Below are 13,714 nucleotides of genomic sequence, written 5' to 3'. Positions count from 1 at the left end.
AGCCAGCGTCCACGAAAGCATGATGTCAGTGCATGCCGCGGAGCAAGCGGGCAAGAACGGGAACCACCACGGTGTTCGGTGCTGGTCCTGAACCAAGGAACTGCTTCAAGCCGCGGGCCAATCCTGCGCCGTTGACTACCTCAACCGCGTTATGGCTTTGCCCTTTTCCGTACTGGTCAATGACTGGTTCGTGCAGGTTGCCGTCAGGACTGTGCAGGACCACCCAGCCGGTGACGTTCAACTCGGGGAAGATGTCCTGCATATGGCGAACGATGTGGGCCAGCTGCGGCGGAGCCACCGACCGGCCGCCGTGGCGCAACGAATTGCCGTCCCACGCGTAGGCGCCCTTGGGCAACAGCATGGAACCAACCAGTGCCAGCCGGTAGCCGGAAAGCACTGCGTGGTCGATGTGGTTGTTGTCAGAGGGGGAGCGGAGCCCGTTGATGAGCCTTGCGGCGGGGATGGCAGGCAGGACCTGCCTGCTGATGAGCTGTACCGTCCGCATCTCGCGTTGGATGCGGGCTTCGGCTCCAAAAATGCCGCGCTTTCGCGGCAAGCCGTGGACCTGTTGGGCAGCTTCTGCCATCGAAATAAGGGGAACTTCAAGGGGGTCATCAAAGGCGGGAACGTAGACGGGCGGATCGCCTGCCGTGTTGCGCGGGGCCTGCGGACGCCTGACTCCCGTGCTGGTCGCCGGACCCGGCGCAGGCGCGCCTGTGTAGTCGCCCGGACGCGGTTGGGAGCGGCCGGTGGTGCCGCTGGCATACCTCCGGTCATACTCGGCCCGACGCTTCGGATCGATCAGGGTTTCATACGCGAGCGTTACACGGCGGAACATTTCGGCTTCGCCGCCGTGATCGGGGTGGGCCTTCCGGGCGGCCTTCCGGTATGCCACCTTGATCTCCTTGTCCGTCGCAGTGACGGACACACGAAGAACCTGATAGTGGGAACTGCTGCCCTCGGCCAAGCACAGGCCCTTCTCTAGGATGGTGGGCCGCTCCACTGTTGGGGCGGTACGGCCAGTTTATCCAGCCACTATGAGAACGTCGGCAGCGGGCGCGGTGGTTCCCGGCTGGCATAATTCACCAGGTGAATCCTCCGGCGCCCAAGAATCCCAAGCACTCGCCGGAGAAGATCGCCCTTGCCATCAATCCAACAGCATCGTTCGGACGCCACGGCCTCGCCGGGGACGAGGCCGCAGCCTGCCTTCGCGCCGCCGGTTGTGACGTCGTCGTACTGGAAGCCGGAAGCTACGACGACCTCCGGACCCTGGTTGATGAGGCCATAATTTCAGGCATCAGTGCGCTGGTTGTGGTGGGCGGGGACGGCATGGTCCATTTGGGTGTCAATGCGCTCGCCGGAAAGGATCTTCCGCTGGGAATTGTTCCCGCCGGCACTGGCAACGATGTTGCCAGGCTGCTGGGCTTGCCACTCGGGGACGCAAAGGCGGCGTGCGACCGCCTGCTGGCATCAATGGCATCGGGCGGGCGGAAGATCGACGCCGGACGCGTCACCGCCGCCGGGCGAAGCAGCTATTTTGCGGGGGTCCTGTCTGCCGGATTTGACGCTGCCGTTAACGAGAGGGCGAACTCGTGGCGGTGGCCCAAGGGAAAGAGCCGATACAACCTGGCGATGCTCCGGGAACTCGGTTCCTTCCGGCGTATCGAATACACGGTGACGGCCGACGGCGAGCAGTGGCGGCAGCCGGCGTTGCTGATTTCGGTGGCGAACGGCCAATCGATCGGCGGCGGCATGAGAATTACGCCCAATGCGTTGCCCGACGACGGGCGGCTGGATCTGTTTATCGTCAAGCCGTTGTCGCGGCTGAATTTCCTGGCGGTGTTTCCCAAGGTGTTCGCCGGCAAACACCTTGGTCATCCGGCCGTGGAGATCCGGCGGATTCGGAAAGTGCGGCTGGAGGCAGAAGGTGTCGTGGCCTACGCCGACGGCGAGCGCGTGGGCAGATTGCCTGTGGAGGTCGAGGTTGTGCCCGGGGGTCTGCGGGTCCTTGCCTAGTCGCTTGAGCAGTTTGGTTTTGGGAGGGGCGAGGCATTTCGCGTTGGTCCGCTGGCCACGGTCCGCTGTGGCGGGAGGTTAGACTCGGTGGCGGCAGAAGTGGCTCGTCGGCAAAAGGGAGGACCGCCTATGGCACGGGGTGTTGGACGACGGCAGGTCCCGGGCATGGTGGCCCCCCTGCCTGGGTTGGCTGCCCTGCCTGGGTTTGCTGCCGTGGCTGCTTCGGCTTTGCTGCTTGTGGGATGCAGTGTGAACGTGCCTGATCCCGCAGCACCAAAGCCTTCACCTTCGGCCTCGACGCTGTCCACTCCAACCATTACGCCCGGACACGATGCTGAGGCTCTCGCCGCGAAGGACCTGCCCTTGGTCGCGGGAGGAACTTTGGCGCCCGGAGATCCGGTATTGGTTTCCGGCCAACTGGAAGAAGCGCCGGGGTGGTCCGTTGTGCACTCCGGCCTGCAAGGTGAAACCCGGTTCGCGAAGACTGATGGGTGCGTGGTGGTGGTCAGGGTCAGCGTTAACCAGGGACCGTTGGTGGTTCCCGGGGATGACGCCGCGTCCACGAAGGAACTGTTCCGCTACCTGGATCCCGGGGCCGATGTGGACAAGCTAACGCCGGCCTCATTGCGGTGGGGCCAGGATTCCGGCAAGCCGGAACATAGAGTGGAATTTTTGGCCTTGGAATCAGCTCCGTCTTCCGGTGGCACCGCGGCTTTGGTTCTCGCCAGGCTTTTCAGCAGCCCGGCTTCCTCTATCTACATATCGATTGCTTGTCCGGATAGCGGGACCCTGGCCAAGGCCAGGGCTGAGGTCCAGTCCGGGTTGGCCGTGGTCCCACCAGGCTGAGTGTTATTTCTTGAGCGCGGTGGCCAGGCGGTTCAGCGCGAGTGCTCCCACCAGCAGGCCGAAGTCCCTCAGCGCGACGTCGAAGAACGAGCCAAGCACCAGCAGGTTGACGATGATGCCGAGCAGCCAAGCGGCGACAACGAGGGATCCCCAGCGCGGCCGCAGGGCGACGACGATGCCGGCGATAATTTCGATGACTCCCACGCCGTACATGAAGGTCTGGGCTGAAACAGGTACGACGGCGGTGGCTGCGGGCGCGAGGTAGACAGTCCAGTCCGTCAAGAGGTTGCTGAATTTATCGAGCCCGAAAATGATCGGGGCAATCGTGAAGACCGTCCTCAGGAGGATAAAGGCCTGCCGGGAAGGGTCCCTGAGCTCGCCGTGGCTGGACTTCCTGCTCATATGGGTCGTTGCGGCTTCCATGACGGATTCCTTTCTAAAAATAGGTATCTTGATTTTAGATCTCATCCCAAGGTTAAGCAACGAATCTTGTTTTTAGAGATATTCTGGCTGTATGACCACTGCACGCCACTCTTGGCTCCAAAGGATTTCGGCGATCGCCTCCTTGGACGACGACAACCGCCGGGTGTTGTTCGCCTACGTGCGCGGGGCTGCAGACGCCGTTGGACGGGACGAAGCGGCCCGTGTTCTCGGTATTCCCCGAAGCACGGCCTCCTTCCATTTGGATCGATTGGTGAAGGATGGAGTCCTGCAAGTCGAGTTCAGGAAGTCCTCTGACAAAGCCGGACCCGGTTCCGGCCGGCCTGCCAAGCTCTACCGCCCAGCCATGGATGAGGTTGTTGCCTCCGTCCCTGAGCGCCAGTACGATCTCGCCGGGGATTTGATGGCCACAGCTATCACGCGTTCCCTGAAAGGGGACCTGCCCGTGCGGGAAGCGTTGATGGATGTTGCGGACTGCAAGGGCCAGGAGGCGGGCAGGCCCGGCGATTTCCTGGGTGCTTTGGCGGACCTCGGCTACGAACCAGTGGCTGATGAAGCGGGAGGGTACCGACTGCTTAACTGTCCGTTCCATCGGCTTTCGCAGGACCATGAGCAGGTGGTCTGCGCCATGAATGGCGCGTTCCTCAAGGGCGCCGCCACCGCATCCGGCCTCAGTGGTGAGAGCGTCCTTCCGGATTCTGGCCCTGGTCATTGCTGTGCGCGGATTGGCAACCTGGAACCGGACCCCCAAACCTGACCCCAGGACCTGACGCTTTCGCGGTCTATGAAATGACGCCGCCGGTAGAATTGCAACGTGCCTGTATACCTCGACCACGCCGCCACCACTCCCATGTCGGCCCAAGCCCTTGCCGTTATGACGCGCGAGCTGGCGCGAACCGGCAACCCGTCCTCCCTCCATGGAGCCGGGCGGCGGGCAAGGCGCGCGGTGGAAGATGCGCGCGAAACGTTGGCGGCGGCCGCTGGAGCCCACCCGTCCGAGGTAATTTTCACGTCGGGTGGGACTGAGGCTGACAACCTGGCAGTCAAGGGCCTTTTCTGGGCCCGCCATGACGAAAACCCCCGCCGGACCCGCATCCTGTGTTCCGCCGTCGAACATCATGCGGTCATGGACACTGTGGAGTGGCTTGAGCGTCATGAGGGAGCCGAGGCCGTGTGGTTGCCGGTGGATGCAGAGGGTGCGGTGCAGCTTGAGGCCGTGCAGCGTGAACTCCAGCGCGACCCCGATTCTGTCGCGCTTGTCACGGTGATGTGGGCCAATAACGAAGTGGGCACCATTCAGCCCGTCGCAGAAATAGTGGAGCTGGCCAACCGATACGGGATTCCGGTGCACTCGGATGCGGTCCAGGCCTTCGGCTCCATTCCGGTCGATTTCCGGGCCTCCGGGCTCGCTGCAATGTCCGTCTCGGGGCATAAGCTCGGCGGGCCCGTTGGCGTCGGCGCGTTGTTCCTCGGACGGTCCATCAAGTTGACTCCGGTTCAACACGGAGGTGGGCAGGAGCGCGATGTGCGCTCGGGGACTCTGGACACGCCCGCCATTGCTGCCTTCGCGGCGGCTGCGGAGGCCGTAACCGGTAACCTTGCCGCCGAGGGTGAGCGCATCAGCAAGCTGCGCGACCGTCTCATTGCCGGGGTTCGGCAGGCCGTTCCGGACGCTGTGCTCCGTGGGGCGCCCGGGGAAGGCCGACTGCCCGGCAATGCCCACTTTACTTTTCCCGGTTGCGAGGGAGATTCGCTCCTGTTCCTTTTGGACCTCGCCGGCGTTGAATCATCTACCGGTTCGGCCTGCACCGCCGGGGTGCCCCGCCCTTCGCACGTCCTCCTGGCCATGGGCCTGGACGAAGACACTGCCCGTGGCGCCCAGCGCTTTACGCTGGGGCACAGCTCTACGGACGCCGACCTCGATGCCCTGCTCAAGGCGCTTCCCGAGGCTTGCGCCCGGGCCCGTCAAGCAGGCATGGCCGGTCATGAATCAAACATCCAGACAGCGGCAACCGTAGCGCGGCGGGGAGCCCCGGCGTCTTAGCCCGGCAATGAGGCCCCCGGCAAAAGCCGGGTCGCGAAAGTCAGTCGCCGGGCAAAAGGTCCTCAAGGGGAACGTCGGGACTCGTGAGATGTGCAATGTTCACCTGCACCCGGCCTGAAATCAGTGCCTTGATCGGCTTCTGTACGCGCCGCATGTTCACGTTCATGCCGGCCACCACTTCGCCCTGCTCCTTCCGGCCATCGCGCATCCAGAACGCGATGAAACTGCCGTCATCGAGCGAGCCGCGAATCACAGGCTCTACGCCGGTGGCCAGCGAGGGGAAACCCGAGTACTCCATGCTGAGGGTGAACTGATCCGTATAGAAATACGGGACAACATCCAAGGCGGCATTTTGGTCCAGCATCGTCTTGGCAGCCACCTTGCCGCCATTAAGTGCGTTCGCCCAATGCTCGCTGCGGTGGTGTTCGCCCGTGAAGGGATGCAGGGCGTTGGCAACGTCACCTGCTGCCAGGATGTCCGGGGCGCTGGTGCGAAGCGCGGAATCCACCAGGACTCCGTTGTCCAGGGTCAGCCCCGCTGTTTCCGCCAACGATGTGTCGGGCACAACCCCCACGGCAATGATGACGATATCTGCGGGCAGGACCTCGCCGGTGTCGGTCCGCACTGCGGTTGCGCGGCCATCCTTCCCTTCGATGCCGGCAGCGCTGGCGGGCAGCCTGAAGCTGACACCGTTCTGTTCATGGAGTGCCCGGAAGTAGTTGCCCAGCTCAGGGCCGATGGCGGCGCTGAGGGGGATTTCCTCCAAGCCAAGCAAGACCACATCATTGCCGTAAGTGCGGGCAGCTGCGGCCAATTCCATGCCGATCCATCCGGAACCGACCATGACCACACGCCTGCCGCCGTCCCGGAGCAGGGACTGCAGGCGCAGGCTGTCCCCGAACGTCCTGAATGTCATGACTCCCTCCAGGTCCGTGCCAGGCAGCGGAATCTGCCGGGGTTGCGCCCCGGTGGCTATCAGCAACTTGGCGTAGTCCAGGCTTCGGCCGTCCTTTAGCGTGACGGTGCGGCTTCCCGCGTCGATGCCCGATGCGGGATTGCCCAGCAGCAGTTCGACGTCGTTTTCTTCGTACCAGCCAGCCGGCACCACCGGGACGCTATCCTCGTCGTCCTTGCCCAGAAGGAACTCCTTGGAAAGGGGCGGCCGAAGGTAAGGGATCCGCTCCTCGGATGTCAGGAGGGTCACTGGTCCGGCAAAGCCTTCTGAGCGAAGGGTTTTTGCTGCGGTTGCACCAGCCAGGGCCGCCGCCGGCGATGACCATTCGTTCATGCGTCATTTCAGCCCACCTTTGTCTTGGCTCTTCTAAAACAACTTACTTTGACTTTAGATTTCGTCCTATGCCCAGTCAAGGGATTTAGCGCGCACATTGGTGCGGGCGCTAGAATAGTTGGGCGTGCCGGCTCGCCTCAGCCGGAATCACCATTCAAAACCCCCTGAATCACGGAAAGCCAGCATGCGAGTACTTGCAGCAATGAGCGGCGGAGTCGACTCCGCCGTGGCCGCCGCCCGCGCCGTCGAGGCCGGACACGACGTCGTCGGAGTCCACCTTGCGTTGTCTCGCATGCCCGGCACCCTTCGCACCGGAAGCCGGGGATGCTGCACCATTGAAGACTCCCGCGATGCGTGGCGCGCCTGTGATGTCCTGGGGATTCCCTACTACGTGTGGGACTTCTCCGAACGCTTCAAGGAAGATGTCGTCCAGGACTTCATCGACGAATATGCTGCCGGACGCACCCCGAATCCGTGCATGCGTTGCAACGAGCGCATCAAGTTTGCTGCCTTGCTGGAGAAGGCCATTGCCCTGGGCTTTGACGCTGTGTGCACCGGGCACTACGCCAAAGTAATCGAAGACGCCGACGGCAACCGCGAACTGCATCGTGCGGCGGACTGGGCCAAGGACCAAAGCTATGTCCTGGGCGTCCTGACGCACGAGCAGCTTAAGCACTCCATGTTCCCGCTTGCGGACACTCCCTCCAAGGCCGAGGTAAGGGCCGAGGCCGAAAGGCGGGGTTTGTCGGTGGCAAACAAGCCCGATAGCCACGATATCTGCTTCATCTCCGATGGAGATACGCGTGGCTGGCTGGCCGAGAAAATCGAAATGACAACCGGCGACATCGTGGACGAAACCGGCACGAAGGTAGGGGAGCACCCCGGTGCCAACGCCTTCACCGTCGGCCAGCGCCGGGGACTGAAGCTGGGCACGCCGGCCTCCGATGGCAAGCCCCGGTTCGTCCTGGAAATCCGGCCAAAGGAAAACAAGGTTGTCGTGGGGCCGGAAGCGCTCCTTGCCATCGATGAAATCCGCGGAATCAAGGTGTCCTGGGCCGGTTTGCCCATCTCCGAGGTTGAGACCGGTGCGGAATTCGAATGCCACGCCCAGGTGCGGGCGCATGGCGACCCCGTTCCGGCCCGTGCACACGTTGAGCCGGTTGCCGATGAAGAGGGTGTCGAGCGGGCGGAACTCGTGGTCACCCTGACCGAGCCGCTGCGGGGAGTGGCGCCTGGCCAGACCATTGTTCTCTATCAGGGCACCCGGGTACTGGGACAGGCAACCATCGACGCCGCGCGTTCCCTGCAGAGGGCAGTGCTCTAGCCGTTACCGGATTATTGCCTCCGGGTTTGAGGGCCCCCATACTGGCCTAAGCAGCACAACCGCTGCGGTGTGTTGGGGTCCGCATTCGAAGATGGCGATGGCTGTGGCATTTCCAAAGAAGAGCCCGGGAGACATCAAAGCCGGGCAGATGGTCTCCGTAACGGTCCTTGCAGAGGGGCCGATAGGTTTTGGCGGGGCGCCACCGCTGACAGCCCAAGTCCGGATACCCGTCGAGCGGCTCCGGCGTGGCCCCACTGGACACCGCTACGCGATCCACATCCGCAAGTGGCGCGGAACCAATGTGTCGCCCGTTACCCTGACCAGCCAAGGCGACCCCTGGCAACTCGTTTCAGAACCTCCACCCACGGACCTTCGCGAACTCCTGGACGATACCCGCTTCCTCGCCCAGCACGTCTACGGCGTGGCCATGAGCACCCTGGATATCTTCGAATCCACCCTCGGCCGGCGGATGCCCTGGAATCCGGAGGGGCGGGTGGTCCTGAAGGCAAGGGATCGTGTCACAGCTGTCGATACCGGATATGAGCGCGGTACCAACACCATCCGCTTCGGCTCGGTGGACCGCATGGGCTACAAAGTACCCACCGCCCTCTACAGGGACATCGTTGCCCACGAAGTCACCCATGCGATCCTTGACGGCTTCCGGCCGGCATGGGCGGACCAGCTGGCCACCATGGAGCAACTTGCCATGCATGAGGCACTGGCAGACCTGGTGGCCATACTGTCGGTGTTTTCATCGCGTGAGGTGGTCTTCCGGGAACTTGAAGCTGCCGGGGAAGGCTTCGAAGCAGGCCAGGTCGTGGACGACGCGATCCTGATAAGGTCCCTCTTTGACTTTGCAAGGGACCTTTTCGCCCGTGGTCCCCTGAGGGAACCATTTGTTGGCGCCGTTCCTGACGGGTGGCAAACCATGCTGGATCCGCACGCCCGCGGGGCGGTGGTGGTCGGGGCAGTACTCCGGGCCGTCCAGCGGTTGTGGTCGGAAAGAAATGCCCGTTTTGGGGACAACCAAAGCCTGCAGCAGAAAGCCGAATCCGGTTCCATTGTGGCCATGAGGGTTCTGCGAATGGTGATCAGGGGCCTTTCCTACATGCCACCTGTGGACGTCACTTGGCGCGACCTCTTACGTGGCATCATTGCCGCGGACCTGGACATGGTCCCGGAAGACACCTACAGCTACCGCGATGCCCTCCAAGCGGAATTCTCGGCCATCGGGATCCGCCGGGTGTCGCTGAACAACATCAGCGGGGTGGATAACTACCAGGGGCTTCGCTATCCCATCCGGCTCTCGGCCCTGGGGTCAGACCCCCAGGAAGTGCAACGCTTCGTGTGGGAAAACCCGAGGCTCCTGGACGCGGCCCGCCTCGAGCGGCGCACACCACTGAGCTCCACGCGGGTGCGTACGTCCGAACGCGTGTCACCGGACGGCTTCGTCATCTCCGAAATCGGGGCATCATTCATTCAAACAGTGCGGATGAGCCGTAAGGAGGCCTATGTCCGCCTTGGCCTGAAGACACGGCGGGAATTCGTAGATATCCGCGGTGGAGGAGTCCTCAGGTTCGACGCCGGTGGCCGCCTGGTATACGCCGCGCTCAAACCGGTAATGGACAGGGAGCGGCAGGGCATGCTGTTTGGTTCAGATCAACAGCACGACGCCGAGGAAGCCGCATCTTCCGGCGTCAGGAACAAGTTCCACGGCACGGGGGAATAGCTGATGCCCCCTTGGGCGCCAGCCAAGGGTTAGCTGCCCCACGCAGCCTTGCGTGCCGCCGTCGTGCCTTCCAATTGGGCGATTTGATCAAAACCGCCGCCTTTGAGACCCTTGCTCACCAGTTTCAGGACTTCCGCGCGGACTACAGTGCCATTGCCCTGGAGGGACTTCACGAAGTGATAGGTGAAGGCGCCGTTGTAGCGTCCGTCAATGAGGGCGTCCGCAGCCGTCTGGTCCGATCGGCAGGCTGCCATCAGCACGGGCTTGGCCCCTTTTGCAGATTTCACCAGGTCGCGCAGGGTGCGTGTGTCGCTGAACTCGTTCGCGATCACGGGCCCCGGGGCGTCGGAGCGGGCAGGAAGCGGGGACGCCGGCCTGGCAACAGGTCCAGGGACTTCAGTCCAGTACCGCTGTGGCAGGTGTCCAGCACAACATCCATGAGGACACCGTCCGGCAGCCGCGCGAAGAGCGTCGCCAGCTCATCGTCCGTGATCACTGTGTCCGGGTCCCATGAGTCGCCGGAGTTGTTGATGTCATAGCAGGCGAAGGCCTCGTCCAGCCGGTCGGCTTCATCGCCGCTGACATCGGGTATCTGCGTGCCATGGCTGGAGAAGGTGAAGACGATGTGGTTGGATTTTCCGTCCACCGCGCTATCGACCAGCTTGTTGAGTTCGGCCATTACGGACTTTTTGTTGGCCTTGGCATCCCTCAAGACCTTGATGCTGGAGGATGCGAATCCATACTGCGCCTCAAGGAGGGCGGCCAGGTCTTCAGCGTCATTAACGCAACCGTGAAGCCAGCTCGATTCGGGTAAATACTTGAACTTGTTGATCCCCACGCAGAGGGCTGCCTTGCTCATGTTGCTGTCCTTAGGACTGGTCCTTGCACCCATTACCTCGGCGGCCCCCTGAACCGCCGCCTGGATGCTGTCCACGGCCGCGTTCCGCCTGCCCGTGATCAGCGCTTGTCAACTCGGAATAAAGATATTCCTGCGACCCTCCGGGGGCAATGCTTTGGCGTCCCCGGGCAAACCTACTCGTAGGTAAATATTGTGTCTCGAATCACCAAATCAAGGTCCCCGGGGCGCCGAAGTCTGATTGAATCGTGGAATCAAGAGTGCGCTCCGTCACAAATATCCCACGGCGGTGCGCCTAATCCATCGAACAGAAGGTTCACAGATGGCACTGAAGAAGAAGGCCCTGCATGGCGTTATCGCGCTGGCGGGCGTTTCCGCCCTCGCTTTGACTGCATGCACGGGCCCCTCCGGCGGCGGTTCCTCGTCCGCCCCGGCTGCCGCCGGCCCGATCGCCTACGGCACCACAGACAAAGTCACCGCATTGGACCCGGCAGGATCCTATGACAATGGTTCGTTCATGGTGATGAACCAGATTTACTCGTTCCTGTTGAACTCCAAGCCTGGGGGTGCAGAACCGGTCCCGGACCTTGCGGAGTCGTCCTCATTCACGGCACCGACCGAATACACCGTCAAGCTCAAGTCCGGTCTGAAGTGGGCCAATGGACACACGTTGGATTCCAAAGACGTCAAGTTCTCCTTTGACCGGCAGGTCGCCATCAACGACCCCGCCGGCCCGGCATCCCTGCTGACCAACATCGAGAGTGTGGGCACTCCTGACGCCACCACGGTGGTTTTCAAGCTGAAGAAGGCAAACGACCAGACATTCAGCCAGATCCTTAGCAGTCCTGCGGCGCCCATTGTCGACGACGAAGTTTTCCCCGCGGACAAGATCCTTCCTGACGACGAGATCATCAAGGCCAAGGCCTTCTACGGCCAATACACGATCGATAGCTACAAGAAGAACGAACTTGTCAGCTTCAAGGCCTTCGGCGACTACAAAGGTGTCCTTGGCAAGCCGGCAAACGACGAAGCCACCATCAAGTACTACGCCAGCCCCACCAACCTCAAGCTGGACATCCAGCAGGGCAACATCGACGTCGCCTTCCGCAGCCTCAGTGCCACGGATGTTGATGACCTTCGGAAAGACTCCAAGGTCAAGGTGTTGACGGGACCGGGCGGCGAGATCCGCTACATCACCTTCAACTTCGACACCATGCCGTTCGGCACCAAGGCAGCCGGCGCTGATCCCGCCAAGGCGCTCGCCGTCCGGCAAGCCGTAGCCAATCTCGTGGACCGGCAGGCCATCGCGGACCAGGTCTACAAGGGCACCTACCTCCCGCTGTACTCCAACGTTCCCAGCGGATTCCTTGGCGCCAACGAGTCATTCAAGGACGCCTATGGAGACAACGGAAAGCCGAGCCTGGACAAGGCAAAGAAGGTCTTGGCAGACGCCGGAATCACGGAGCCCGTTGCGTTGAACCTGCAGTACAACCCGGACCACTACGGCGGCTCCTCCGGTGACGAGTACGCCATGATCAAGGAACAACTGGAGAAGTCCGGACTCTTCAAGGTCAACCTGCAGTCCACTGAATGGGTTACCTACAGCAAGGCGAGCCGCGCTGACGAGTACCCTGTGTTCCAGTTTGGCTGGTTCCCCGACTTCAGCGACGCCGATAACTACCTGACCCCGTTCTTCCCGGACGGCGGCTTCCTGAAGAACCACTACAACAACCCCACTGTGAACGACTTGATCGCCAAGCAGCTGACCGAGGCTGACAAGACCAAGCGTGAGGCGGACATCAAAGATGTCCAGAACGCGCTCGCCAAGGACATCTCAACCCTTCCCCTGCTGCAGGGCGCCCAGGTTGCGGTGGCCGGAAGCGGCGTGAACGGCGTCGAGAAGACGCTGGACGCATCCTTCAAGTTCCGCCTCGGAACGATTTCCAAGTAACCACGCCTCTGTGGTGGGAAGGAGGCGGGACGCTGATCCGGTGTCCCGCCTCCTTTGCTGACCACTTTCGTGGCCGGCATGCACGAGCCAATCCCGCGCAATCCGCGGGCAGGAAATACAGGTAACAATGACAACACTTATAGAGGTACCCGAGGCCGAGCCCGGAATAGTAGCTCCAAAAAGCAAGTCCAAGGCCGGGGGAGGCCTCGGAAAATACATCGTGATCCGGTTCTTCCTGATCATCCCCACCGTCTTCATTCTGGTGACGCTGGTCTTCTTCCTGATGCGGGTCATTGGAGATCCCATCACGGCTGCCCAGGGCGGACGCCTCCCGCCGGATGTACTGGCACAACGAATCCATGATGCCGGCTATGACCGCCCGGTTCTGATCCAGTACTTCGAATACCTCGGCCAACTCATCACAGGAAACTTTGGCACAACGATCACTGATCGTCGTCCCGTCGTGGAGGTACTCACCACCTTCGGTGCCGCAACACTTGAGCTGTCGATCAACGCATTGATCGTGGCGCTCGCAGTTGGTATCCCGTTCGGACTCATCGCAGCCCAACACCGCGACAAGACCTCCGACGCAGTCCTGCGGTTCTTCGCGATTCTCTGCTATGCCACTCCGGTGTTTTTTTCGGGCCTGCTTCTCAAACTGACCTTTTCGGTGTGGCTCGGATGGTTCCCCGTAGCAGGACGCGCCTCCACCCGTACGGAACTGACCATGAGCAGCCTCGGAGCTCCATCAGGCATCTACTGGCTGGACGCGCTCCGCAGCGGCAACTTTGCCGCTCTTGGAGACGTTGCATCCCACGCTGTCCTGCCGGCCGTGGCCCTGGGTTTGCTGACGGCAGGGGTCTTCCTGCGGCTGGTGCGGACAAACGTCATTGGCACGCTGGGAAAGGACTACATTGAGGCTGGCCGGTCCCGTGGCGTTAGCGAGTTCCGGCTGGTTACCAAACACGCTTACAAGCCTGCACTGATCCCCATCATCACTGTCATGGGCCTGCAAATTGCGCTCATGCTCGGCGGCGCCATCCTGACCGAGACAACCTTCGAATGGAAGGGCCTGGGGTACCAACTGGTGCAATACCTGAATGCCCGTGACTTTGTGGCTGTCCAAGGCATTGTGGTGCTGTTGGCCATCATCGTCGCCGTGACCAACTTCATCGTGGACATCATTGCCGCGCTCATCGATCCCCGAGTGAGGTACTGA

The 13,714-nt window shown here is 62.1% G+C and carries 13 protein-coding genes; 8 read left to right on the top strand and 5 right to left on the bottom strand.

Translation table 11 applies throughout. The features are described 5' to 3' along the window. Positions 1-25: 25 nt before the first annotated feature. Positions 26-967, bottom strand: coding sequence for a J domain-containing protein (locus tag LDP01_RS06800; RefSeq protein WP_224088120.1), 942 nt, complete (start codon positions 965-967; stop codon positions 26-28). Positions 968-1,089: 122 nt separating this feature from the next. Here LDP01_RS06800 and LDP01_RS06795 point away from each other — a divergent pair, with 122 nt between their 5' ends. Beyond that, complete coding sequence (locus LDP01_RS06795) at positions 1,090-2,016, top strand: diacylglycerol/lipid kinase family protein (RefSeq protein ID WP_224088119.1); 927 nt, start codon at positions 1,090-1,092, stop codon at positions 2,014-2,016. Positions 2,017-2,145: 129 nt separating this feature from the next. Then, entirely contained in the window at positions 2,146-2,862 is a 717-nt protein-coding gene (locus LDP01_RS06790) for a hypothetical protein (protein ID WP_346658868.1), read from the top strand. Positions 2,863-2,865: 3 nt separating this feature from the next. Here the strand turns inward: LDP01_RS06790 and LDP01_RS06785 are convergent, their stop codons facing one another. Beyond that, a complete protein-coding gene (locus tag LDP01_RS06785; protein ID WP_224088118.1) occupies positions 2,866-3,285 on the bottom strand; it encodes a hypothetical protein in 420 nt (139 codons plus the stop codon). 91 nt (positions 3,286-3,376) lie between these two features. Between LDP01_RS06785 and LDP01_RS06780 the strand changes: the two genes are divergently transcribed. After that, positions 3,377-4,060, top strand: coding sequence for a helix-turn-helix transcriptional regulator (locus tag LDP01_RS06780; protein WP_224088117.1), 684 nt, complete (start codon positions 3,377-3,379; stop codon positions 4,058-4,060). Between the two features lie 57 nt (positions 4,061-4,117). Next, the gene (locus LDP01_RS06775) at positions 4,118-5,347 is read left to right on the top strand and encodes a cysteine desulfurase family protein (RefSeq protein WP_224088115.1); all 1,230 of its coding nucleotides are present in this window, start codon (positions 4,118-4,120) and stop codon (positions 5,345-5,347) included. A gap of 40 nt (positions 5,348-5,387) precedes the next feature. On the opposite strand, the gene LDP01_RS06770 is transcribed toward LDP01_RS06775, so the two are convergent. After that, a complete protein-coding gene (locus tag LDP01_RS06770; protein ID WP_224088113.1) occupies positions 5,388-6,635 on the bottom strand; it encodes an NAD(P)/FAD-dependent oxidoreductase in 1,248 nt (415 codons plus the stop codon). Between the two features lie 202 nt (positions 6,636-6,837). Here LDP01_RS06770 and mnmA point away from each other — a divergent pair, with 202 nt between their 5' ends. Further along, the gene (mnmA, locus tag LDP01_RS06765) at positions 6,838-7,959 is read left to right on the top strand and encodes a tRNA 2-thiouridine(34) synthase MnmA (protein WP_263422309.1); all 1,122 of its coding nucleotides are present in this window, start codon (positions 6,838-6,840) and stop codon (positions 7,957-7,959) included. Between the two features lie 103 nt (positions 7,960-8,062). Beyond that, a complete protein-coding gene (locus LDP01_RS06760; RefSeq protein WP_224088110.1) occupies positions 8,063-9,688 on the top strand; it encodes a gluzincin family metallopeptidase in 1,626 nt (541 codons plus the stop codon). A gap of 29 nt (positions 9,689-9,717) precedes the next feature. On the opposite strand, the gene LDP01_RS06755 is transcribed toward LDP01_RS06760, so the two are convergent. Together LDP01_RS06755 and LDP01_RS06750 are read right to left on the bottom strand one after the other, a co-directional pair. After that, on the bottom strand, positions 9,718-9,975 hold the full coding sequence (locus LDP01_RS06755; protein WP_224088108.1) for a hypothetical protein: 258 nt from the start codon (positions 9,973-9,975) through the stop codon (positions 9,718-9,720). Positions 9,976-10,016: 41 nt separating this feature from the next. After that, positions 10,017-10,547 carry a caspase family protein gene (locus LDP01_RS06750; RefSeq protein WP_224088106.1) on the bottom strand — a complete coding sequence of 177 codons (531 nt, stop codon included), beginning with the start codon at positions 10,545-10,547 and terminating at the stop codon, positions 10,017-10,019. A gap of 319 nt (positions 10,548-10,866) precedes the next feature. On the opposite strand from LDP01_RS06750, the gene LDP01_RS06745 reads away from it, so the two are divergent. Both LDP01_RS06745 and LDP01_RS06740 read left to right on the top strand, forming a co-directional pair. Continuing rightward, complete coding sequence (locus LDP01_RS06745) at positions 10,867-12,495, top strand: ABC transporter substrate-binding protein (RefSeq protein WP_224088104.1); 1,629 nt, start codon at positions 10,867-10,869, stop codon at positions 12,493-12,495. Between the two features lie 127 nt (positions 12,496-12,622). After that, positions 12,623-13,714 carry an ABC transporter permease gene (locus LDP01_RS06740; RefSeq protein WP_224088102.1) on the top strand — a complete coding sequence of 364 codons (1,092 nt, stop codon included), beginning with the start codon at positions 12,623-12,625 and terminating at the stop codon, positions 13,712-13,714.

This window comes from Arthrobacter sp. StoSoilB13, assembly GCF_019977255.1.
Taxonomy (GTDB): Bacteria; Actinomycetota; Actinomycetes; order Actinomycetales; family Micrococcaceae; genus Arthrobacter.
This window is presented reverse-complemented; position numbering and strand designations above follow the sequence as displayed.

Excerpts from the sequence above, each read along its gene's own strand:
- LDP01_RS06790 (WP_346658868.1), top strand. The coding sequence starts at position 2,146 with ATGGCACGGGGTGTTGGACGACGGCAGGTCCCGGGCATGGTGGCCCCC.
- LDP01_RS06785 (WP_224088118.1), bottom strand. The coding sequence starts at position 3,285 with ATGGAAGCCGCAACGACCCATATGAGCAGGAAGTCCAGCCACGGCGAG.
- LDP01_RS06780 (WP_224088117.1), top strand. The coding sequence starts at position 3,377 with ATGACCACTGCACGCCACTCTTGGCTCCAAAGGATTTCGGCGATCGCC.
- LDP01_RS06770 (WP_224088113.1), bottom strand. The coding sequence starts at position 6,635 with ATGAACGAATGGTCATCGCCGGCGGCGGCCCTGGCTGGTGCAACCGCA.
- mnmA (WP_263422309.1), top strand. The coding sequence starts at position 6,838 with ATGAGCGGCGGAGTCGACTCCGCCGTGGCCGCCGCCCGCGCCGTCGAG.
- LDP01_RS06750 (WP_224088106.1), bottom strand. The coding sequence starts at position 10,547 with ATGAGCAAGGCAGCCCTCTGCGTGGGGATCAACAAGTTCAAGTATTTA.
- LDP01_RS06745 (WP_224088104.1), top strand. The coding sequence starts at position 10,867 with ATGGCACTGAAGAAGAAGGCCCTGCATGGCGTTATCGCGCTGGCGGGC.
- LDP01_RS06740 (WP_224088102.1), top strand. The coding sequence starts at position 12,623 with ATGACAACACTTATAGAGGTACCCGAGGCCGAGCCCGGAATAGTAGCT.